Origin of the sequence: Aromatoleum sp., from assembly GCF_036675785.1 — a bacterium.
Taxonomy (GTDB): Bacteria; Pseudomonadota; Gammaproteobacteria; order Burkholderiales; family Rhodocyclaceae; genus Aromatoleum.
In genome coordinates this window covers 47,916-68,047 of record NZ_JAKFEF010000017.1, presented here as the reverse complement: position 1 = coordinate 68,047, position 20,132 = coordinate 47,916, and the positions used below count along the sequence as shown (strand labels likewise).

Here is a 20,132-nt window from a genome sequence, read left to right as displayed (position 1 = left end):
GGGATCATTTGCATTGGTCCTCGGCTTCCGCGTGGCTGATCCGCATTTCCACACCCTGTACGACGCGTGTGCGGGCGCCGGTATCGGGTAGTTCGACGTCCGCGGTCATTTCCCACAGCGACGTCGCGCACAGGGAGTTCTCGTTCAGGGATGACGTGACGATCGTGATTGCTGAGCCCGAAGAGCCGCCGAAGCAGGCGAGGTTCTCGAGCGGCACGCTGTTCGTCGCATCGACGAGTTCGGATTTCTTCAGATAGCGGTAGCGCTTGCAGTCGGGCGGCGGAATTTTCACCGTGTAGCTCGTCGCGTCGCGCGCAGTAGCTCCGGCGAAAGCGGGCAGCTGTGCGCTGCGGTCAACGTTGCGGCTCGTAAAATCGTTCGCGTTCAGGGCGAGGTCGAGGTGGTAGTTCGCCGCGTCCTCGGCCTCCTTCTGGTATTGCTCGTTTCCGACCGCGAGAAGGTTGACGTTCGCCAGCCGCATCGCCGATACGGACAGAAGCGTTATCAGGATCAGCATGATCAGCCCGACGAACAGCACTGCGCCGGTCTGCCTTGTGTAAGCGTCGCGAAGGATCATTTTGTTCGCCGCCCTGTCGGGTGGGTCAGCTCGATATAGGTGTTAAAGACATGCCGCTTGAATCGCTTGACGGAATCCTCAGGCACAAACGGGTCCTTTCCGCCTAATTGGTAGGTCTTTTCGTCGACATACCCGGGCGACGACTCGATCGCCCGCGCGATCAGCCACACCCGCACGCCCACGACGTCTGACCATTTCACCGCGGGTGCCGTCGCGAATTCGTCCGGCTCCCTGAATTCGTCCGGTGTCGCGTCGCCGTTCGTGTCGAGCGCGTATTCGAAATGCAGGTGCTCGATGCCCTCGACAAGCGCGACGGGTGCCGAGAGCGTCTGGTTCGCCCCAAAGTCCGCGCGTTTGAGCGTCGGGATGCCGTCGCCCGCGACGTTGTTCGAATCGATAAAGAAGATCCTGCGGATGTACCGCCGGATTGGCGCAATCGCGGCGGCGCAGTCGATCTGCCGGAGGCTGAATGCTCCGGTTGCGGGAGTCGCCAGCCGAAACTGCGCAACTGGGCTCGGTGGGGGAGCCGGTGTTCCCGCGTAGTCCTCGCCACAGAGCGATACCTGAAAATAGGCGACGTTGGCGGCGAGGCCCGGCGCAGGTGTTTCTGCGGTCGCAGCCCGCTGCACGAACACCGTCCCGGTGTCGGGCTTCGCCGAGCCGATGCACGGGAACTTTCCGTCGTTCATTCCCTCGACCACAACGTCGAGCGATGCGCTCCACTCGGCAAGGTCGGTCGAGCAAGGGCTCGCCGTGACCGCCCCCCCCGCGGGCGGACTCGAGAGCGCGTCGAAATATCCGGCGAGCGAGATCTCGTCGCGCAGCATCTGGATGGCATATCGTCCGTTTTCGAGTTGCTGGGCCGACTTGTCGAGCTCCCGCCGCGACTGGCTGTTGTTCAGAAAGATCGTCGTCATCGCGCCGATAACAAGCAGCCCGAGCGTCATGGAGATCATCAGCTCGACGAGCGACACGCCACGCTGGTGTGCGGCAAAGTGGGGGAGCGACTGAGACGCTTGTTTTCGTGTGGGCATGGCCATCAGTCGGCGGTGAGCTTCGGTATCAGGACACGCGTGACGACCGCGCGGCGCAGTCCGTCGCCATACGCGACGGCGTCGGCACAGCGGTCCCCCGGCGTGTTTTCGGGCGGCGACGCGGTGGGTGTCAGCCCCTGCCAGACGCCGACGACGAAATATTCGGCCAGCGCGTCTTCGGTCGGCGGCGTCACCGCAATCAGGCAGCCTCGCATGTCAAGCGGCGCGCCGATGCTGCCCGCAGATGTCTTTTCAGCGACGCCCTTCAGCGCATCGCTCCATTCGCACAGCTGCAGCTGCGCTTCCGCCTTCCCGGCGCAGCCTGCGGGCTGCGCATTGCCGACACCGAACGGGGTCAGGCTCGCCGCATTGAAGTCGGCGATATATTCGCGGCCGGCGGCTACCCGGTTCGCCATGTCCTGCACGAGCATCAGCGCGACCGAGCGCTGATACGCCTCCATCTCGACGACGTTGGCCTTCGTCTGCAGACCGGCGAGCCCGAGCAGCCCGATCGCGAGAATGACGATCGAGACGAGCACTTCGAGCAGGCTGAAGCCCGACTGATTGAATTCTGACGAATCCGCGTGGCGCATTGTTAGCAACTCCCCTCCGCGAGCCGCGGCCGCCCGGTGGTGTCGAGGCGTATGCAGCGCACGGCCGAGGTGCCGGCGGCGGTGACTTCGATTTCGGTGGCGGCGCCGACGGCGAGGCGGCCCGTCGGCCCGTACTGAATCGCGGGTGCGTGGGGCTCAAATGTAAGTGCAGTCAGCGGACCTTGGGAATGAACGTCCCGCCCCCCGGCGTCGATCGACCAGCCCTCCGCGAGATTGTCAGTGACGAATTGCGTGGCGATATTCCGCTTGAGCGCCTCGCTGCGTGCGATCAGAAGCGAGTCGTAGAGCGCGGACGTGGCCACGCGTACTCGCTGGGAGGCCAGGAGTTCCTGGAATGATGGGTATCCAACCCCGGCGAGGATACCGATCACCGCGACCGTCACCATGAGTTCGACGAGCGAGAAGCCGGGCGCGCGTGCGGTGAGAGCGCCGGAGATCGCCCTCGCGGCCATCAGCGTGCCCCCCAGCAGTCGGCGGCGCTATCGGTCCCGGATATGGTCTTGGTTCCTGTTTGATCAAGCTTGAGCGTCCCGCATTTGGCATCGCCGGTCGCCTGACTCCCCTTCGGCACCGCCTGGGCAGTGAAGGTTGTGGCGGTCGGCGTCGCGGCGAAGCTGATCGTGTAGTGCTTGCCCACTTCCGCGGGGGTACTTATCCCTAGATCGCCGGCAGTGCCGAAAGTCCGTGCGTCGAGCCGGTATTGATGTTGGCGGCTCGCGACCTCGACGAGGTAGGCCGCGGCGACGCTGCGGTTGTTGCGCACGACATACGCCTGATATGACGGATAGGCGACCGAGGACAGGATTGCGATGATCGCGACTGCGATCATCAGCTCGATCAGCGTGAATCCGTGGGCGGGAACCGATGGGGAGAGCATTGTCGAGCGCACGGCCGATGTCCGGATTAAGTGGTTATGCCGATTGATTGAAGATGCGAAGCTAGGATGGAGAGTAGCGGGGTTGTAACGTGGGTGGGAACACGAATCCGATGGGCGTTTGCTTTAGGGGTACGAGTGGCGATTCGAGCGCCGGGGCGCGCGCCCCGCGTGTGGCACAATTTCGCAACCGAATAAGGAAGACAATCGAGTGCGATTTCATCGGAGCAGAACAGTCCTTCGAGCGTTGTGCGGTAGCACTTCACTCAGCTTGGCAGGTTTTGCGTTTGGCACGGAAATCGAGCTCGTCGGCGTATCCGCCGATCGCGCTGTCGTCGTCGTCAACGGAGGGGCGCCTCAGATCCTCCGGCGCGGCGGACGCACGCGGGAAGGCGTCCGGCTGATGCAGGTTGCAGGTGAGAACGCTACGATCGTCGATGTCGAGGGGCGTACGCGCATCCTCGCGCTCGGCGAAGCGCCGGTCCGAGCTGCCAATCACGCAACATCAGCCTCTGGCGCTCTCAGTCTTTTCGCGGACTCACGCGGGCACCACTTTGCCGATGGAAGCATTAACGAAGCGCCGGTGCGTTTTCTGGTGGATACCGGAGCGAGTATGGTGTCGCTGGGGGCATCTGATGCGCGCCGCGCCGGGGTGGATTTTCGTCGCGGCAACCCTGTCCTGACCCAAACCGCCAGCGGGCCCGCGCGAGTGTGGAAAGTTCGACTGGACGGCGTCCGTGTGGGGCCCATCACCCTGCATGGCGTCGACGGCCTAGTGCACGAAAACGAACTTCCATTCGTCCTGCTCGGCATGAGTTTCCTCAACCGCATGGATATGCAGCGGGACGGTGACCGGCTTGTGCTGCGCAAGCGTTATTGAGGATGAGCCAGGTGGCGAAGGAGGCGCCCTGGAGTATGGAATACGATGCGAACCGATTGCGGCAGATCTTCGTCGGGGCGCCGGCGCTCGAGCCGGTGCGCGAGGACGCCGGACACGAAGGGGAGTTCCGGCCCGCCGCAGTGCTCGTGCCGGTCGTCGCGCGGACCGACGCGCTCTCGGTCCTGCTGACCCGTCGCACCGACCACCTCCATCACCACCCCGGCCAGATCAGCTTCCCCGGAGGGCGGGTCGAAAAGGCGGATACGTCGCCGGTGATGACCGCCCTGCGCGAGACCGAAGAGGAGATCGGCCTCGATCCGGACCGGGTCGAGTTGCTGGGCGAATTGCCGGAGTACTTCACGGGGACCGGGTTCAGGATCACTCCGGTGGTTGGCCTCGTGCATCCGCCGTTCGAACTCCAACTCGATACCTTCGAAGTCGCGGAGGCCTTCGAGGTGCCGCTCGCGCACTTTCTCGATCCGGCCAACCATCAGCGACACCGCAGCGAATACAAGGGGCGCTTGCGCGAGTATTACGCGATGCCGTACGGCGACTATTTCGTCTGGGGCGCGACGGCGGGAATTCTCGTCTCCCTGTATCGTTTTCTCGGGCGCGAGGATACTCCCGCTTTACGTTGACGTTCACGTCAACTGCCGTTATCTTGCGGCCCCATACGTTCGCGTACGGATGCTATCGGGAGAGACTTGACGATGAAGATCGAAAACAGCGTTTTTGTGGTGACGGGTGCCGGATCGGGCCTGGGGGCGGCGACGGCGAGGATGCTCGTCGCGGCCGGGGGCAAGGTGGTTCTTGCCGACGTGAACCGCGACGCGGGCGAGACGATGGCGCGCGAACTCGGCGATGCAGCGGCATTCGTCACGACGGACGTGACCGACGAGGCGAGCGCGAAGGCGGCGATCGACCACGCGGTGTCCGGCTTCGGCGGGTTGCACGGGCTCGTCAACTGCGCTGGCATTGCGCCGGCCGAGAAGGTGGTCGGGCGCGAAGGCGCGCATCGGCTCGAGTCGTTCGCGCGGACGATCGGCGTTAACCTGATCGGCAGCTTCAACATGATGCGGTTGGCCGCCGACGTCATGAGCAAAGGCGCACCGAACGAAGAGGGCGAGCGCGGGGTGATCATCAGCACCGCTTCGGTCGCCGCCTACGATGGTCAGATCGGGCAGGCTGCTTACGCCGCATCGAAGGCCGGGGTCGTCGGACTGACGCTGCCGGTTGCGCGCGAGATGGCGCGTTTCGGCGTGCGCGTAATGACGATCGCGCCGGGCATCATGGAAACGCCAATGCTGATGGGCATGCCTCAGGAAGTGCAGGATTCCCTCGGGAAGACGGTGCCGTTCCCGTCGCGGATGGGGCGGCCGGCAGAATACGCGGCGCTGGTTCGCCACATCGTCGAGAACGTGTACCTGAACGGTGAGACGATCCGTCTCGATGGCGCGATTCGCATGACCGCGAAGTAAGACCGTACGGCATGGAGCGACGCTCGGAGCGGGACGCACCGGTGATCGGGGCGTCCCGTTTTCGTTTTGATGGCGAACATTTGTTGCAGTGCACATGTCCACCCGAAAACTGTGCTAAAAGGTTTTTCCCTCCAGGCAGGAGGGTGACCTCCGCGGACCTCCGGTCCCATACCTTCCATCCCGATGAGTTCTCCTGAAATCGCAGCAGAGACGATCCGAGACGAGCAGGAGTGCTATCACTGCGGCCTCCCCGTCCCGGAACAGACGCGCCACTACGTGATGGTCGACGGCACGCCCCGGCGGATGTGCTGCATCGGGTGCGAAGCGGTCGCGCAGTCGATCGTGGACAACGGGCTGACCGATTATTACCGCCATCGGGATGCGATGCCCGAGCCGCGGAAGGAGGCTTTGCCGGCCGAACTGCAGGAACTCGGACTGTTCGATCATCCCGATTTCCAGAAAGGCTTCGTCCAGCCGGTGGGCGAGCACGAGCGTGAAGCGTCGCTGATCCTCGAAGGGATCACGTGTGCCGCCTGTGTCTGGCTGAACGAACAGCACGTCGCCCGGCTGCCGGGCGTATCCGTCGCGGCGGTGAACTATGCGACGCGACGCGCGCGGGTACGGTGGGACGAGCGACGCATCAAGCTGTCCGAAATCCTCGCCGCGGTCCAGGCGGTCGGCTATCGCGCCTATCCGTATGATGCGGAGCGCTCCGAGCAGATCGGCCAGCGCGAGCGCCGGTCGATGCTCTGGCGGGTCTTCGTCGCGGGCTTCGGGATGATGCAGGTGATGATGTACGCGTTCCCGTCGTACATCGCGAAGGCTGGAGAGCTGACCGGCGACATCGAAGCGTTGATGCGGTGGGCGAGTCTGCTGCTCACGCTGCCGGTCGTCCTGTACTCGGCGGCGCCTTTCTTCCACCGCGCGCTGCGCGACGTCAAGCTGCGCCGTCTCGGCATGGACGTGCCGGTGGCGCTGGGCATCGGCAGCGCTTTCGGCGCGAGCGTCTGGGCGACGCTCTCGGGCGGCGGCGAGGTGTACTTCGACTCGGTGACGATGTTCGTGTTCTTCTTGTTATGCGGCCGCTACCTCGAGATGGTCGCGCGGCAGAAGGCGGTGCGCGGGGTCGAGGAGTTGGGCAAGGTGATTCCCGCATTCGCGGAACGCATCGTGGCTTGGCCCGCGCCGGAGAGCGAGCGGGTGCCGGTGTCGCGGCTCGCGCGAGGCGATTTGCTGCGGGTGCGTCCCGGTGAAGTCGTCCCGGCCGACGGCACTGTGATCGACGGGCGCAGCGAGGCGAACGAGGCCCTGCTGACCGGCGAGAGTCTGCCGGTACCGAAGGTGAAGGACAGTCCGGTGACCGGCGGCAGCATCAATATTTCGAGTCCGCTGATCATCCGGGTCGAGCACGTCGGTGATTCGACGCGTCTCGCCGCAATCCAGCGGCTGATGGAGCGGGCCGCGAGCGAGAAGCCGGTGATCGCGCAACAATCCGATCGCGTGGCGGTCGTCTTCATCGTTGTCCTGCTGCTGCTTGCCGCGATTACCGGCGTGGCATGGTATTTCCTCGATCCCGCGCGCGCGCTGTGGGTGTTCGTTTCGGTCCTGGTTGTCGCGTGTCCTTGCGCGCTGTCTCTTGCCACACCCACGGCTCTAACCGTCGCGACCGATACGCTGGCGCGGATCGGCGTGCTGGTGACCCGCGGGCACGCGATCGAGACGCTGGCGCGCGCGAATCGATTCGTTTTCGACAAGACGGGGACGCTGACGTACGGGCGCATGAGCCTGGAGGAGGTCCACGCGCTCGGCGGGCTCGGCCGGGATGAACTCGTGACACTGGCGGCCGCGCTCGAGCAGGGGTCGGAACATCCGATCGCCGAGGGGCTGCGCCGGGCGGCGGAAGGGCGAAGACTGCCCGCCGCGGAGGACGCGGTCGCACAGACCGGCCAGGGGGTCGAGGGGCGTGTCAACGGGCAACGACTGTGGATCGGGCGGCCTGATTTTGTCGCAGCGCAGGTGGGAAGTCCTTCGCCGCCGAATGTGAGCGGACTCGAGGCGCGCGGCGGTTCGGTCGTGGTGTTGGGCGGGCAGACGGGTTGGCTCGGCCTGTTCCGTCTCGGAGATGTGCCTCGTCGCGAGGCGGCGGGACTGGCAACCAGGCTCGCGAACGACCACCATCAACTAACCGTGCTGAGCGGCGATTCGGCGGCGGCGGTTGAAGCTGTTGCTTCGGGGCTGGGAATCGCGGATGCACGGGGTGGGATGACGCCGCAGGGCAAGCAGACCTGCATCGCGTCGATGCAACAGGAGCCGGGAGCGGTCGTTGCGATGATCGGCGACGGGGTGAACGACGCTCCGGTTCTCGCACAGGCGCACGTGTCGATTGCGATGGGGGGCGGGACGGAGTTGGCGCGGAACCAAGCCGACATCGTCCTGCTGAGCGAAAATCTCGCGGGACTCGGACGAGGAATCGACCTCTCGCGCCGGACCCTGAATATCATCCGGCAGAACCTGTGGTGGTCGTTCGTCTACAACTTTACGTCGGTGCCCCTGGCGATGGCGGGGCTGGTCACGCCGTGGATGGCGGGGATCGGCATGGCGGGGAGTTCCCTGCTGGTCGTGCTCAACGCGCTGCGGCTTCAGCGCGTTCCCGAAGCGAGGTGAGCTCACGCATGGAAAGCCTATACATTCTTGTCCCGCTGTCCGTGGTCCTGGTGTTCATCATCGGCGCCGTCTTCTGGTGGTCGCTGAGATCCGGTCAGTATGACGACATGGAAGGGCCGGCGTACAGGATGCTTCTCGATGACAAGGACGCTCCTCCGTGTGACGAAGACGCTCCGTCGGGCGGAGGAAGTGCCCTCCGGGACTGAGGCGGATTTCTTCGAGTGGAGCTTGCGCAGCTTTGTTGATCTTCGTCAAAGTCCCGTCCCGCGGGTATGAGCATACTCTGTTCATGGTTTTCGCGCTTGACGCAGCGTGTTCTCGCGGCAAGCCGGGCAACGGTATTTTTGTCTCTCTGTTGGGGTTGGGGGTGCGTGTGATGCGCACCCTTTTTTTTCGTCCACGCGTTTCGCGTCCTCCGCGTTTCCCCCTACCCGAAACCCCGTAAACCCTTTCATCTGCTCCCGCGCTGCAATATAATTTTGACCTAGGTCAACGCGTGGTGCTGGGAAATGCAGGTTTTCATTGACTTGATGGCCCTGAGATCGGCCAAATAACCAGTACGGCGTAATGGTTTTTTCATCAAGGGGGCAGTTACATGCAATCGCAAGCGACTTACAACTACAAAGTCGTGCGCCAGTTCTCCATCATGACAGTCGTGTGGGGGATTGTCGGCATGTTGGTCGGCGTGATCGTTGCGGCTCAGCTCGTATGGCCGGAACTAAACGTCGGTGAGTGGTTTCACTTCGGCAGGTTGCGTCCGCTTCACACGAACGCGGTGATCTTCGCGTTCGGAGGCTGTGCGCTGTTCGCCACGTCGTACTTCGTGGTGCAGCGCACCTGTCATACCACGCTGTTTGCTCCCAAGCTGGCCGCCTTCACGTTCTGGGGTTGGCAGCTGGTCATCGTGCTCGCCGCGGTGACGTTGCCGCTGGGGTTCACCACGAGCAAGGAGTACGCCGAACTCGAGTGGCCGATCGATATCCTGATCGCGGTTGTCTGGGTCTCGTACGCGGTCGTGTTCTTCGGCACCATCGCGAAGCGGAAGACGTCGCATATCTACGTCGCGAACTGGTTTTTCGGCGCCTTCATCCTGACGGTCGCACTGCTGCATATTGTCAATAGCGCAGCGCTTCCGGTCACGCTGACCAAGTCGTACTCGGCCTATGCGGGCGTTCAGGACGCGATGGTGCAGTGGTGGTACGGCCACAACGCGGTCGGCTTTTTCCTGACCGCCGGCTTCCTCGGAATGATGTACTACTTCGTTCCCAAGCAGGCCGAGCGCCCCGTTTATTCGTACCGCCTGTCGGTGGTGCACTTCTGGGCGCTGATCTTCACGTACATGTGGGCGGGTCCGCACCATCTGCACTACACGGCGCTCCCCGACTGGACCCAGTCCGTCGGCATGATCTTCTCGCTGATCCTCCTCGCTCCGTCGTGGGGCGGCATGATCAATGGCATCATGACGCTGTCGGGCGCCTGGCACAAGCTGCGCACCGACCCGATCCTGAAGTTCCTGATCACCGCGCTTTCCTTCTACGGCATGTCGACGTTCGAAGGCCCGATGATGTCCATCAAGACCGTGAATGCCCTGTCGCACTATACGGACTGGACCGTCGGTCACGTCCATTCCGGTGCACTCGGTTGGGTTGCGATGATCACGATCGGTTCGATGTACTACCTGCTCCCGCGCATGTACGGCCGGACCGAGATGTATTCCACCCGGCTGATCAACGCTCACTTCTGGATCGCGACGATCGGCATCGTGCTCTATATCGCGTCGATGTGGATCGCCGGTGTGATGCAGGGGTTGATGTGGCGCGCAACGAACGCGGACGGCACCCTGACCTACTCGTTCGTTGAAAGCGTCAAGGCCAGCTATCCATTCTGGTCGATTCGTCTGGCAGGCGGAGTGCTCTTCCTAACCGGCATGGTCATCATGTTCTACAACATGTTGAAAACGATTGCCGGTCACCGGGCCTACGACGCGCCCGTTGTGATTCCCGCCACTGCGCACGCCTAATCGGAGAGAAGTGACATGGCTCAAACGAAACATGATGCGATCGAACGCAGCGTAGGCTGGCTGATCGTGCTGACGCTGCTGACTGTGAGCGTCGGTGGCCTCGTCGAGATCGTTCCGCTGTTCTTCCAGAAGTCGACGACGACGCCAATCAACCGCGACGGTAATCCGCTCGATGTCAAACCCTACGACGCGGTTCGACTTGCCGGTCGGGACATCTATGTCCGTGAAGGTTGCTACAACTGCCACTCACAGATGATTCGCCCGTTCCGAGCGGAAACCGAGCGCTACGGCCATTATTCGGTAGCCGGCGAGTTCATTTATGACCGGCCGTTCCAGTGGGGATCCAAGCGCACCGGGCCTGACCTTCACCGTGTTGGCGGGCGATATTCCGATGAATGGCACCGCGTGCACCTGAACAACCCGCGGGACGTCGTGCCCGAGTCCAACATGCCGGCCTTCCCATGGCTGGAGCGCCCCGTCAAGGCTGATGACATCGAGCAAAAAATGAAGGTGCTGCGTACGCTGGGCCATCCCTACACCGACGAAGAGATCGCCGGTGCCAAGGCGGCCCTCGACGGCAAGACCGAGATGCAGGCGCTGATCGCGTACCTGCAGGGTCTTGGCACCGCACTTTCGAACTTCAAGTAATTGAGTTGGAGAAGCGCCGTGGATATCAACGATTTGCGATCCCTTATCACCGTGCTCAGCTTGTTCTGTTTCCTGGGCATCTGTTTCTGGGCTTATAGCAGGCGTGCTCGGGCGGGGTTTGAAGAAGCGGCGAAACTTCCCTTCATCGACGACGATGCGCCGGCGCCGCATGGCCGCCGGCAGGCTCAGGAAGGATAAAAAATGGCTGACTTTGTTAGCGGTTTCTGGAACATGTATGTGATGGGCCTCGTGGCCCTGAGCTTGCTGTTCTGCCTGTTCGTGCTGATGTCCAACAACAAGCGGGAAACTGGACCGGTCGAGTTGCACGGTCATGTCTGGGACGAGAATCTCGCCGAGTACAACAATCCGCTTCCGCGTTGGTGGCTGTACCTTTTCTGGCTGACGCTGGTTTTTGCTGTTGTCTATCTGATCCTTTACCCGGGTTTCGGCAACTTCAAAGGGATCCTCGGTTGGGCGTCGGTCGGCCAGTACCAGGCGGAGACGAGGAAGGCGGACGAGCGGTATGCTCCGATTTTCGCCAAGTACGAGGGTATGGATGTGGCCGCGGTGGCGGCCGACACGGAAGCGCGCGCGATGGGGCAGCGTCTGTTCGTGACGTATTGCGCGCAATGTCACGGTTCCGATGCGCGCGGCGCGAAGGGTTTTCCGAACCTCACGGACAAGGCGTGGCATTGGGGCGGTGAGCCGGAGACGATCAAGGCGACTATCACGACCGGGAGAATCGGCGTAATGACTCCGTTCGGACCGACCCTGGGTGCCGATGGCGTGAAGGACGCCGCGAATTACGTACGTTCGCTGGCTGGTCTGGCTCACGACTCGTTGCGGGCTCAGCGCGGTGCGGAACTCTTCAAGCAGAACTGCGTCGCATGCCACGGTCCGGAGGCCAAGGGAACGCCGGCCATGGGAGCTCCCGACCTGACCGACAGTGCGTGGCTCTATGGCTCGTCGGAGATGACCATCATGGAGACGATCACGAACGGCCGGACGAACCGCATGCCGGGATTCGGTGAGTTCCTCGGCGACGCCAAGGTTCACCTGCTAGCGGCGTACGTCTACGGCCTTTCGAATCAGCCCGCGCAGTAATTCGTTTCAGCAGTAAGGTTCCCCGGGCCTCGGCTCGGGGAAATCAAGCCTCACAAATTAGTAATTACGGATATAGTCATAATGAGTGATCCGGTTCCACTCAGAAGAGCGCCCTCGCCGCAGGATCAGGCAGCGCAGTCGGATGATCTCTACGCCGTTCGACAAAAGATCCACTTGCGCTCGGTCAGTGGCATGTTTGCTACCTGGCGGTGGGCGCTAGTCTGGTTTACCCAGATCCTGTTCTATGGCCTTCCCTGGCTGACCTGGAATGACCGGCAGGCGGTCCTCTTTCATCTTGCCGAACGCAAGTTCTACATCTTCGGCTGGGTTTTCTGGCCTCAGGACGTGTTTTATCTTGCGATCCTGCTGATCATCGCGGCGTATGCGCTTTTCTTCTTCACCGCGATCGCCGGCCGCTTGTGGTGCGGATATGCCTGTCCGCAGACGGTCTACACCGAGATCTTCATGTGGATCGAGGAAAAGATCGAAGGGGACCACAAACAGCGCAAGAAGCTCGAGAACGCATCGATGAGTGCGCACAAACTGGCGGTGCGCTCCGCAAAGTACGGAGCATGGGCCGTGGCCGGTTTGTGGACCGGCTTCACTTTCGTTGCGTATTTTTCTCCGCTCGACGAACTGCTGCAGTCGGCGGCGACGTTGAGCTTCGGTCCCTGGGAGTTGTTCTGGATCCTGTTCTACGGCGGATTCACCTATCTTTTTGCCGGCGTGATGCGCGAGCAAGTGTGCCTGTACATGTGCCCCTACGCGCGATTCCAAGGCGTGATGTTCGACCCGGATACATTGGTCGTCACCTACGACCAGGAGCGGGGCGAGGCGCGGGGGCCGCGCAAGAAGGGGATCGATCCACGCAGCCAGGGCAAGGGCGACTGCGTCGACTGCGGCATCTGCGTGCAGGTATGTCCTACCGGGATCGATATCCGCGACGGGTTGCAGTACGAATGCATCGGTTGTGCGGCGTGCATCGACGGTTGTGACCAAGTCATGGACAAGATGGGATACCCGAGGGGGCTGATCCGCTATTCGACTGAAAATGCGGTGAAGAAGCGCTGGGGACGACGCGAGATCATCGGACACGTGATGCGTCCGAGAACGCTGATCTACGGCGGGATTCTCGCGCTTGCGTGTGTGGCGATGATCCTTGGGCTCGCCGGGCGGTCCGACCTGCGGGTCGATGTCATTCGAGATCGTGCCACCCTTGCACGCGAAGTCGAGGGCGGGCTCATCGAGAACGTCTACCAGTTGCAGATCATGAACATGCGCGAGACGGCGCGCGCCTTCGATCTCGGCGTCTCCGGCCTCGAAGGGGCTCGTATCGAAGGCGTGAAGTCGATCGAAATTCCGCCGGCATCGACCCGATCGGTGACGGTTCAAGTGAGGGTGCCGGCCGACGCCGGAAAGCCGGGTTCTCATGAAATCGCCTTCGACGTTTCGGCCGCGGATGTTTCCGGCGTTTCTGTTCAGGAAGAAACGACCTTCCTGATGCCGCGTTAAGTGGAGACCGTTTGCATGCAGGCGCAGTCCTCGAAAAACCTCGATCCCTGGTACCGGCAGGGATGGCCCTGGTTCCTCATCGCGATACCGGCGACCGCAGTCGTCGCGGGTGCGGTTACGTTGTGGCTTGCGGTTCAAAGCTGGGACGGCCTGGTGGTGGATGACTACTATCAGCAGGGCAAGACCATACAAACGACGATCGCACGCACCGAACGGGCAAATGAGATGGGTCTTGCGGCGGACCTGACGATCCGAGCGGAAGAAGTCCGCCTGCAACTTGCTGCCAAGCCGGGCACCACGTTGCCACCCACCGTCGTGCTGACGATCGCGCACCCCACCCGCAGCGGTCACGACCAAGTCCTGCTGTTGAAGCTGGACGACGGTGCGTTTGCTGGTCCGCTTGAACCCCTGGCAGTCGGTCGCTGGTTGATTCAGCTAGAAGATGAGTCCCGTACGTGGCGTTTGAACGGGACCGTATACCTCCCTACGGAGACCCGACTCAGGATGTTGCCTGGCATTTCATAGCCTGTAGGAGGCGTATCGTGGCTCGGAAAGAGGTGTTTACGACCCATATCGGGCTTCACAGCATGCTCACCGATCGGATCATCCTCGTGACCGCGATATATCTGAGTCGCTTTGCCGTCCGGCACATGAGGGAAGAGGAACGCAAGACGGGTCGCTAGAAGCTTCAACCCGGACGTGAAGGAGACGTGAGATGTCGAAATGGATTCAGGTGCTGTGGCCTTCGTTTCTAGTCGCCGGCATTGCCGAAATCGTCTTCTTCACGCTCATCGATCCGCAGGAGCTCTATCTCCTTGGCGAGCCTGTTCACCTCTCGGAAACGGCGACCTATTCGATCGGATTTTTCGGTTTCTGGCTCGCCTGCGCCGCGTCGAGTCTTTCGACGTTGTTCTTCCAGCGGACCGCGAAAGACATCAACGCTCCTCATTGATCCAGGAGGAATCGAGTCGCCGGCAGCCGCGCGACGGCCGGCGCCTCGACCGTGCTGCAGCCTTTCAGCGGTAAACCAGGACCGGGACCTTGCTGTGCGTGAGGACTTTCTGGGTCTCACTTCCCAGCAGTAGTCCGGCGATGCCGCGGCGCCCGTGCGACGCCATGAAAATCAGGTCGCAACCGTGCCGCTCCGCAGCATCGATGACCGCCTCGTAGGGTACTTCGTTCACGACAGTGTCCGTGTCGGCCGCGACCCCGGCGGCGTCGGCCTCCGATTTCGCGCTGTTCAGGATCTTCCTGGCTTCAGCCTCTGCCGATTTGGAGAACTGCTCCGGCGTTGTCGGATCGATCAAGGCGCCTTCGCCGTAGATGGGCATCGGGAAGTCGGGTTGCGCATAGAAGAACGTTATCCGGGCCCCGGCGTCCTTCGCAAACGAAACCGCGCGGGAAACGGTTCCCTCGGAGAGTGGGGATCCGTCGGTCGGGACGAGAATGTGCTTGAACATTTTGCTGCTCCCTATCGTCGCATTGACAACTGATTATAGCGAGCCGGCCAGTCCGAAGGGGGTGCTTGGGGCTGAATCGAGGTTGATCCACGTCAATCGGGCCGACGGCGAAATGGACATTCTTGCTGCGCTGCGACATTTCGATGAATAACGCATACGCGTGCTTTCGCCGAGGGCGAAGGGCGGGGTCGGGGGGCCATCATCCTCAGCCCGCGAGCGGCAGCTGATTCCCTGGTCGCTCGGCGGCGGTTACGATACCGCAGGTACGAGCAGAGAGACCTGATCACAATCCGATTCGGGGCGGGGCACGACCTGATCTTCAACCGTAACGAAGGAAGGAATACTCGTGAAGTCATCAAATGGTTGGCAAAGCGCGGCGAGATTGACGCCGCCGCAGGTACTCCGTCGCACTCTGCGCGAGATCCACGACACCGTCGAAGGGCATGTCGACCCCCTGGGAATGATGGCGCCGATCGTGCATGCACAACTCGCATGGCTCGCTCATCCGCAGGAACTTGCCGAACGGCTGTTAAAACTGTCGAGCGACCTTTGGCGCCTTCAGGAGTATTCGTGGCATCGCGCGCTCGGGTTGGCAAGCGTGGATCCGGTCCGGCCGAACGAGGACGACGCGCGTTTTGCCGATCCGATCTGGACGGAGGCACCGACGTGGGACCTCCTCAAGGAGTGGTACCTGGCGTTTACGCGTCACATGCAGGACATGCTCTACGACACGCCGGGAATGTCCGGCACGGAGCGTCGGAAGGCTGCGTTCTGGTGGCGGAAGTGGCTCAATGCCGTCGCGCCGACGAATTTCTTGTGGACGAACCCTGTCGCGATAAGAAAGGCGCTCCAGAGCAACGGAGAGAGTCTCGTCCAGGGGTTTCGGAACATGCTCGGCGACTTGCAGGCCGGCAATGTGCGGATGACGAATCCGGACGACTTCCGGGTGGGCGAGAACCTCGCGACGACCCCGGGATCGGTGATCTTTCGCAATGACCTGCTGGAAGTAATCCATTACGCGCCGCGTCGCGAACGGGTGCACGCCGAACCGGTTGTCATCATCACGCCGTGGATTAACAAGTTCTACGTTCTCGACCTCGCGCCGAAGAAGAGCATGATCCGGTTTCTGCTCGGCCAGGGCCTGGACGTCTTCATTACGAGCTGGAAAAACCCCGATGCGTCGATGCGCGACGTCACGTTCGATGCCTACCTGCAGGATGGTGTCCACGAAATTATCGAAACCGCCCGCCGGTTTACCGGTTCGGCAAAGGTTCATGCGGTCGGCTACTGCATCGGGGGCACGGCCCTCGCCATGTATATGGCGTGGGCTAACCGTCGCTTCATGCCCGAGGACGTGCCGGTTCGCGATTGGACGCTGCTGACGACGCTCGTCGATTTTCACGCGCCCGGCGACATTGAGGTTTTCGTCGACGAAGCGAGCGTCCGGTACATCACCGCGAACATGGCACGACGCGGTTTTCTCGACGGGAAGGAGATGGCTTCAGGGTTCCGGCTTCTCCGTTCGAATAGCCTGATCTGGCATTACGTCGTGCAGGGGTGGTTGTACGGCGACGCGCCGCCCACGTTCGATGTGCTGTACTGGAACATGGACACGACCCGTATGCCGTACGCGATGCATTCGTGGTATCTGAAGGAACTTTACCTCCAGAACCGCCTGATCGAACCCGATGCCTTGACCGTAGCGGGCGAACCGCTGGACCTTGCACGGATCACCCAGCCCCTCTATGCCGTCGCCGCCGAAGACGACCACATCGCTCCCTGGCGGCAAACTTATCGCGTGAATAATTTCACCACCGGGCCGAAGCGCTACGTATTATCCACCTCCGGACATATCCTCGGAATCATCAATCCCCCGGTGGACCCGCCGAAGCGCAAGTACCGGGCGGGTGATGCACACCGATCGGACGACGCGGAAGCCTGGCATAACAGCGTCGAGCAGCAGGACGGTAGCTGGTGGGGCGACTGGATGGACTGGCTGAAGCCGCGCTGCGGCGAAGTGGTCGAAGCCCGTCCGGCGCAATCGAACGAGTTTTCGGAGCTTGTGCCGGCGCCCGGAACCTACGTTCTCGAGCATTGAGCGCCGGGCGCGACGCTGTCGCGGGGCGGCGCTTCTTCCCAATATCCGGCCACGCGTATGCGATCGTATCCGACGGCTTACTATTCCGCGCGGGTGCGCTATGTGCGATTTGACCCGAGTCAAGGCCGGTGCTGTCGCCAGTGGCGAGAATGGCTCCGATGAGCACCGCGAGCTGCAGTCATCCCTGATAACGGGCGAGGCGGGCCGGGTCATGCAGGGAGATATGTTTGCCATGGACGGTAATCAGTCCGGCATTGACGAGATCATGGAAGATCCGGGAAAGCGTTTCGGGCGTGAGGTTCAGGCGCGAGGCGATTACCTGCTTGCTCGTGGGCAGCTCGATGTCGAGCACGCCAGCGCGCTCCTCGTTCTCGACCAGTTGCAGCAAATAGCCGATCACCCGTTGCATGCTCGAGCGCAGCGAATAGGTTTCGACGTCCTGGACCATGCTGTGAAGGCGAATAGCCATGCCGGCGAGGAGTTTGCGGGCAAAGGTCGAGTCCTGGTCGATCAAGTCCGAGACCACGGCCTGGCCGATATGCAGGAGATGTGTTGCGACGAGCGCCTCGGCGAATACCGGGTACGGACGATTGAGAAACATCACCGCTTCACCGAAGCTGTGCATCGGACTGATGATCTCGACGACCTTCTCATTGCCTTGAGCGGACGAAACGGCGAGTTTCACTTGTCCGGAAACGACGAAATAGAAGCCGTGCACCGCGTCGCCGCGCTGGAACAGGACTTCGCCTTTCTCCAGCTGCCGCTCGCGCGTGTAACGCACCACCCGTTCGATGTCGTCGCTCGATAGCTCGCTGAAAAACGAAACCTGTCGCAGCAGGGTGGGGATGTCGACCTGGGACGTAGGCATCTGGGCCTCCAACTGAAAACCCCGACATTCTAACCTGCCGGCGACTATCGCCCGGCTTCACGCGGACGCGCGTGGTCCGACAAGACATGAAGGAAGTTCGAAAGATGCCGACTCAACCCGCCCCCGGGGCCCAATCGATCCTGTTTGCCGCACCGCATCGCTCCATGTTCTTCCTCGGAGGCGTGATGCTGCTTGTGGCGTTCATTCTTTGGACGCTGGAACTCGCGTCGCGAGTCGGACTCACGCCCGTATTACCTTGGGCGTTGCCGCCCGGATGGATGCATGCGATGCTCGTCCTCGGCGGCGTGTTTCCGCCCTTCATGTTCGGTTTTCTCCTCACCGCGATGCCGCGCTGGCAAGGCGAGCACGATGTCACGCAGTCCGTGTGGCTGTGGCCGTGGCGGTTCCTCGTCGCGGGATGGGCAGTCGTCGTTGCGGGAACCTTGGTTCCGGGATTGTTGGTCGTCGGATTGCTGCTCGTGCTGGTCGGGTGGTGGGGAGTCGGTCGAGTCCTGAGACGAGTCGCGTACAACGACAATCCCGAGTCGTTGCATGCCCGGCTCGTGTGGTGCGCGATCGCGTCAGGTGGCCTCGCCGTAGCCGCCTGGCTGGGCTTCGCAATCAGCGGCAACGGGATTTTCGGGCGCGTTGCAATCGACATCGGGGTCTGGTGGTTCATGCTGCCCGTATTCTTCACCGTGTGTCACCGGATGATCCCGTTCTTTTCGAGCAACATCATCGAAGGGTACATGATGGTTCGCCCGCGCTGGGTCATCGCGGTCATCATCGGCGCTTCCGTTCTGCACGGTGCGCTTTCGATCGCCGGCGCAAACGCGCTCACGTGGATCGTCGACGCGCCGGCGGCTGCTACCGCATTGTGGCTGTCATGGAAATGGCGGCTGCTTCCGTCCTTGCGCGTGCCGTTGCTCGGCATGCTGCACATCGGCTTCGCGTGGCTCGGCGTGGGGTTCGCGATGTCGGCGGTCCAAAGTGTGGCGGCGCTCTCCGGCAAGGCCTTGTTCGGTTTGGCGCCACTCCATGCGCTCGGTATCGGATTCTTCGCCTCGGTGCTCCTCGCGATGGTGTCGCGCGTGACGCTCGGTCATTCCGGCAACAAACTCGTCGCTGATCGCCTGACCTGGGGCCTGTTTCTCGGACTCGAGTTCGTCGCCTTGATGCGGATTGCGGCCGAGATCGTTCCGCCCTCATCGTCACGCGTCGTGATGCTGATCGCGGTACTCGGATGGCTCGCGGTGTTCGGGGCGTGGGCGGTGCGATATCTGCCGGTCTACCTACGCCCGCGTAGTGACGGCCGTCCGGGGTGAGTGAGATGTACCTGGGCATCAAGCACCTGCACGTCCTTTGTGCGGTGCTCAGCGGTTTCGGATTCGCGCTCCAGGGAATCTGGATGACGGTACGCAGTCCACTGCTCAACCATCGCCTGACGCGCGTGGTGCCCCATGTGATCGACACGATCTTTCTCGGTAGTGCGATCACCTTGGCCGTGACGAGCGGCCAGTTGCCGTTCGTCGCGCCGTGGGTCACCGCGAAAGTCGTCGGGTTGATCGTCTATGTCCTTTTCGGCGCGGTCGCCCTGCGACTCGGACCGACGATGCCGATCCGGGCGTCGGCTCTGGTCGCGGCGCTCGTCACCTTCGCGTGGATCGTGTCGGTTGCGCTGACTAAGAACCCCGCGGGATTCATTGCTTTTGTCGGAGACTTCTGATGGCTGATTCGCTTATTCCCGTCGCGCCCGGAATGGAGACGCCGATCGAAATGCTCGAGGCCTGCCATGAGCGGCTCCAGGCCCAGCTCGCCACGCTCGGGCGCCTTGCCGCCTGGCATCTGGAACATGGATCGGATCGTCAGGCGCAGCAGGCCGCGACGAACGTCATGCGCTATTTCGACATCGCAGCGGTCAATCATCACCTCGACGAGGAAGAGGACTTGTTGCCGGCACTGAAGGCGAGAATCGACTCCGGCAGACGCGACGCCCTGCAGGCGCTGATCGAGTCGATCCTCGCCGACCATCAGGAGATGTTCGCGGTGTGGGCCGCGATGCGCGCGAGGCTGGAACCGATTTCGCGCGGGGCAGAGGCGGAGCTCCCCGCCGACGAAGTCGAACGGTTCGCCGAGCGCTACCGTCGCCATATCGAACGTGAGGAAGGAGAGGTCCTGCCCCTCGCGCGCGAACTGCTGAAAGAGGAGGACATCGCGGCGATGAGTAGCGCGATGACCGGCCGGCGCCGTCAGGACGGGGAACGGCGAAGCTCGTGAACGGCTGAGGCGCATATCGGAACG

At 62.3% G+C, this 20,132-nt stretch carries 24 protein-coding genes; 17 read left to right on the top strand and 7 right to left on the bottom strand.

Annotated features, from left to right (window positions below):
- Positions 1–4 precede the first annotated feature (4 nt).
- From V6M37_RS04260 to V6M37_RS04240, 5 genes are read right to left on the bottom strand one after another with little or no spacing between them, the layout of a single operon-like run.
- The gene (locus tag V6M37_RS04260; protein WP_332671273.1) at positions 5–577 is read right to left on the bottom strand and encodes a hypothetical protein; all 573 of its coding nucleotides are present in this window, start codon (positions 575–577) and stop codon (positions 5–7) included.
- A complete protein-coding gene (locus V6M37_RS04255; RefSeq protein WP_332671272.1) occupies positions 574–1,611 on the bottom strand; it encodes a PilW family protein in 1,038 nt (345 codons plus the stop codon). The genes V6M37_RS04260 and V6M37_RS04255 overlap by 4 nt, the downstream gene beginning before the upstream one ends.
- Before the next feature lie 5 nt (positions 1,612–1,616).
- On the bottom strand, positions 1,617–2,204 hold the full coding sequence (gene pilV / locus V6M37_RS04250; protein WP_332671271.1) for a type IV pilus modification protein PilV: 588 nt from the start codon (positions 2,202–2,204) through the stop codon (positions 1,617–1,619).
- A gap of 2 nt (positions 2,205–2,206) precedes the next feature.
- Positions 2,207–2,677 carry a GspH/FimT family pseudopilin gene (locus V6M37_RS04245; protein WP_332671270.1) on the bottom strand — a complete coding sequence of 157 codons (471 nt, stop codon included), beginning with the start codon at positions 2,675–2,677 and terminating at the stop codon, positions 2,207–2,209.
- Positions 2,677–3,114: a type IV pilin protein gene (locus V6M37_RS04240; RefSeq protein WP_332671269.1), complete on the bottom strand. Its 438-nt coding sequence runs from the start codon at positions 3,112–3,114 to the stop codon at positions 2,677–2,679. Before V6M37_RS04240 ends, V6M37_RS04245 begins: the two co-directional genes overlap by 1 nt.
- Before the next feature lie 256 nt (positions 3,115–3,370).
- Here V6M37_RS04240 and V6M37_RS04235 point away from each other — a divergent pair, with 256 nt between their 5' ends.
- The 13 genes from V6M37_RS04235 to V6M37_RS04175 all read left to right on the top strand — a co-directional run bounded on the left by V6M37_RS04235 (position 3,371) and on the right by V6M37_RS04175 (position 14,357).
- Complete coding sequence (locus tag V6M37_RS04235; RefSeq protein ID WP_332671268.1) at positions 3,371–3,979, top strand: retropepsin-like aspartic protease family protein; 609 nt, start codon at positions 3,371–3,373, stop codon at positions 3,977–3,979.
- 35 nt (positions 3,980–4,014) lie between these two features.
- Positions 4,015–4,617, top strand: coding sequence for a CoA pyrophosphatase (locus V6M37_RS04230; RefSeq protein WP_332671267.1), 603 nt, complete (start codon positions 4,015–4,017; stop codon positions 4,615–4,617).
- A gap of 72 nt (positions 4,618–4,689) precedes the next feature.
- Positions 4,690–5,457 carry a 3-hydroxyacyl-CoA dehydrogenase gene (locus V6M37_RS04225; RefSeq protein ID WP_332671266.1) on the top strand — a complete coding sequence of 256 codons (768 nt, stop codon included), beginning with the start codon at positions 4,690–4,692 and terminating at the stop codon, positions 5,455–5,457.
- 183 nt (positions 5,458–5,640) lie between these two features.
- The gene (locus tag V6M37_RS04220) at positions 5,641–8,121 is read left to right on the top strand and encodes a heavy metal translocating P-type ATPase (protein WP_332671265.1); all 2,481 of its coding nucleotides are present in this window, start codon (positions 5,641–5,643) and stop codon (positions 8,119–8,121) included.
- Positions 8,122–8,129: 8 nt separating this feature from the next.
- Positions 8,130–8,327, top strand: coding sequence for a cbb3-type cytochrome oxidase assembly protein CcoS (gene ccoS, locus V6M37_RS04215; protein WP_332671264.1), 198 nt, complete (start codon positions 8,130–8,132; stop codon positions 8,325–8,327).
- 389 nt (positions 8,328–8,716) lie between these two features.
- Positions 8,717–10,141, top strand: coding sequence for a cytochrome-c oxidase, cbb3-type subunit I (gene ccoN / locus V6M37_RS04210; RefSeq protein WP_332671263.1), 1,425 nt, complete (start codon positions 8,717–8,719; stop codon positions 10,139–10,141).
- Positions 10,142–10,156: 15 nt separating this feature from the next.
- Positions 10,157–10,789 carry a cytochrome-c oxidase, cbb3-type subunit II gene (ccoO, locus tag V6M37_RS04205; RefSeq protein WP_332671262.1) on the top strand — a complete coding sequence of 211 codons (633 nt, stop codon included), beginning with the start codon at positions 10,157–10,159 and terminating at the stop codon, positions 10,787–10,789.
- Between the two features lie 18 nt (positions 10,790–10,807).
- Complete coding sequence (locus tag V6M37_RS04200; RefSeq protein ID WP_332671261.1) at positions 10,808–10,987, top strand: cbb3-type cytochrome oxidase subunit 3; 180 nt, start codon at positions 10,808–10,810, stop codon at positions 10,985–10,987.
- Between the two features lie 3 nt (positions 10,988–10,990).
- On the top strand, positions 10,991–11,893 hold the full coding sequence (gene ccoP, locus V6M37_RS04195) for a cytochrome-c oxidase, cbb3-type subunit III (protein ID WP_332671260.1): 903 nt from the start codon (positions 10,991–10,993) through the stop codon (positions 11,891–11,893).
- Positions 11,894–11,974: 81 nt separating this feature from the next.
- Positions 11,975–13,405 carry a cytochrome c oxidase accessory protein CcoG gene (gene ccoG / locus V6M37_RS04190; RefSeq protein ID WP_332671259.1) on the top strand — a complete coding sequence of 477 codons (1,431 nt, stop codon included), beginning with the start codon at positions 11,975–11,977 and terminating at the stop codon, positions 13,403–13,405.
- A 15-nt stretch (positions 13,406–13,420) separates the two neighbouring features.
- Entirely contained in the window at positions 13,421–13,930 is a 510-nt protein-coding gene (locus V6M37_RS04185) for a FixH family protein (RefSeq protein WP_332671258.1), read from the top strand.
- Positions 13,861–14,088, top strand: coding sequence for a DUF3149 domain-containing protein (locus V6M37_RS04180; RefSeq protein WP_332671257.1), 228 nt, complete (start codon positions 13,861–13,863; stop codon positions 14,086–14,088). Before V6M37_RS04185 ends, V6M37_RS04180 begins: the two co-directional genes overlap by 70 nt.
- Positions 14,089–14,120: 32 nt before the next feature.
- Positions 14,121–14,357, top strand: coding sequence for a hypothetical protein (locus V6M37_RS04175; RefSeq protein WP_332671256.1), 237 nt, complete (start codon positions 14,121–14,123; stop codon positions 14,355–14,357).
- A 64-nt stretch (positions 14,358–14,421) separates the two neighbouring features.
- On the opposite strand, the gene V6M37_RS04170 is transcribed toward V6M37_RS04175, so the two are convergent.
- The gene (locus V6M37_RS04170; protein ID WP_332671255.1) at positions 14,422–14,865 is read right to left on the bottom strand and encodes a universal stress protein; all 444 of its coding nucleotides are present in this window, start codon (positions 14,863–14,865) and stop codon (positions 14,422–14,424) included.
- Positions 14,866–15,325: 460 nt separating this feature from the next.
- On the opposite strand from V6M37_RS04170, the gene V6M37_RS04165 reads away from it, so the two are divergent.
- A complete protein-coding gene (locus V6M37_RS04165; protein WP_332671312.1) occupies positions 15,326–16,963 on the top strand; it encodes a PHA/PHB synthase family protein in 1,638 nt (545 codons plus the stop codon).
- Between the two features lie 178 nt (positions 16,964–17,141).
- Here the strand turns inward: V6M37_RS04165 and V6M37_RS04160 are convergent, their stop codons facing one another.
- Positions 17,142–17,831, bottom strand: a complete 690-nt coding sequence (locus V6M37_RS04160; protein ID WP_332671311.1) for a Crp/Fnr family transcriptional regulator — start codon at positions 17,829–17,831, stop codon at positions 17,142–17,144.
- Between the two features lie 86 nt (positions 17,832–17,917).
- On the opposite strand from V6M37_RS04160, the gene V6M37_RS04155 reads away from it, so the two are divergent.
- From V6M37_RS04155 to V6M37_RS04145, 3 genes are read left to right on the top strand one after another with little or no spacing between them, the layout of a single operon-like run.
- Positions 17,918–19,156, top strand: coding sequence for an NnrS family protein (locus V6M37_RS04155; protein ID WP_332671254.1), 1,239 nt, complete (start codon positions 17,918–17,920; stop codon positions 19,154–19,156).
- Between the two features lie 5 nt (positions 19,157–19,161).
- Positions 19,162–19,557 carry a SirB2 family protein gene (locus V6M37_RS04150; protein ID WP_332671310.1) on the top strand — a complete coding sequence of 132 codons (396 nt, stop codon included), beginning with the start codon at positions 19,162–19,164 and terminating at the stop codon, positions 19,555–19,557.
- Entirely contained in the window at positions 19,557–20,108 is a 552-nt protein-coding gene (locus V6M37_RS04145; RefSeq protein WP_332671253.1) for a hemerythrin domain-containing protein, read from the top strand. Before V6M37_RS04150 ends, V6M37_RS04145 begins: the two co-directional genes overlap by 1 nt.
- Positions 20,109–20,132: the final 24 nt, after the last annotated feature.

Excerpts from the sequence above, each read along its gene's own strand:
- V6M37_RS04260 (WP_332671273.1), bottom strand. The coding sequence starts at position 577 with ATGATCCTTCGCGACGCTTACACAAGGCAGACCGGCGCAGTGCTGTTC.
- V6M37_RS04255 (WP_332671272.1), bottom strand. The coding sequence starts at position 1,611 with ATGCCCACACGAAAACAAGCGTCTCAGTCGCTCCCCCACTTTGCCGCA.
- pilV (WP_332671271.1), bottom strand. The coding sequence starts at position 2,204 with ATGCGCCACGCGGATTCGTCAGAATTCAATCAGTCGGGCTTCAGCCTG.
- V6M37_RS04245 (WP_332671270.1), bottom strand. The coding sequence starts at position 2,677 with ATGGCCGCGAGGGCGATCTCCGGCGCTCTCACCGCACGCGCGCCCGGC.
- V6M37_RS04230 (WP_332671267.1), top strand. The coding sequence starts at position 4,015 with ATGGAATACGATGCGAACCGATTGCGGCAGATCTTCGTCGGGGCGCCG.
- V6M37_RS04225 (WP_332671266.1), top strand. The coding sequence starts at position 4,690 with ATGAAGATCGAAAACAGCGTTTTTGTGGTGACGGGTGCCGGATCGGGC.
- V6M37_RS04220 (WP_332671265.1), top strand. The coding sequence starts at position 5,641 with ATGAGTTCTCCTGAAATCGCAGCAGAGACGATCCGAGACGAGCAGGAG.
- ccoS (WP_332671264.1), top strand. The coding sequence starts at position 8,130 with ATGGAAAGCCTATACATTCTTGTCCCGCTGTCCGTGGTCCTGGTGTTC.
- ccoN (WP_332671263.1), top strand. The coding sequence starts at position 8,717 with ATGCAATCGCAAGCGACTTACAACTACAAAGTCGTGCGCCAGTTCTCC.
- ccoO (WP_332671262.1), top strand. The coding sequence starts at position 10,157 with ATGGCTCAAACGAAACATGATGCGATCGAACGCAGCGTAGGCTGGCTG.
- ccoP (WP_332671260.1), top strand. The coding sequence starts at position 10,991 with ATGGCTGACTTTGTTAGCGGTTTCTGGAACATGTATGTGATGGGCCTC.
- ccoG (WP_332671259.1), top strand. The coding sequence starts at position 11,975 with ATGAGTGATCCGGTTCCACTCAGAAGAGCGCCCTCGCCGCAGGATCAG.
- V6M37_RS04185 (WP_332671258.1), top strand. The coding sequence starts at position 13,421 with ATGCAGGCGCAGTCCTCGAAAAACCTCGATCCCTGGTACCGGCAGGGA.
- V6M37_RS04175 (WP_332671256.1), top strand. The coding sequence starts at position 14,121 with ATGTCGAAATGGATTCAGGTGCTGTGGCCTTCGTTTCTAGTCGCCGGC.
- V6M37_RS04170 (WP_332671255.1), bottom strand. The coding sequence starts at position 14,865 with ATGTTCAAGCACATTCTCGTCCCGACCGACGGATCCCCACTCTCCGAG.
- V6M37_RS04165 (WP_332671312.1), top strand. The coding sequence starts at position 15,326 with ATGATGGCGCCGATCGTGCATGCACAACTCGCATGGCTCGCTCATCCG.
- V6M37_RS04160 (WP_332671311.1), bottom strand. The coding sequence starts at position 17,831 with ATGCCTACGTCCCAGGTCGACATCCCCACCCTGCTGCGACAGGTTTCG.
- V6M37_RS04155 (WP_332671254.1), top strand. The coding sequence starts at position 17,918 with ATGAAGGAAGTTCGAAAGATGCCGACTCAACCCGCCCCCGGGGCCCAA.
- V6M37_RS04150 (WP_332671310.1), top strand. The coding sequence starts at position 19,162 with ATGTACCTGGGCATCAAGCACCTGCACGTCCTTTGTGCGGTGCTCAGC.
- V6M37_RS04145 (WP_332671253.1), top strand. The coding sequence starts at position 19,557 with ATGGCTGATTCGCTTATTCCCGTCGCGCCCGGAATGGAGACGCCGATC.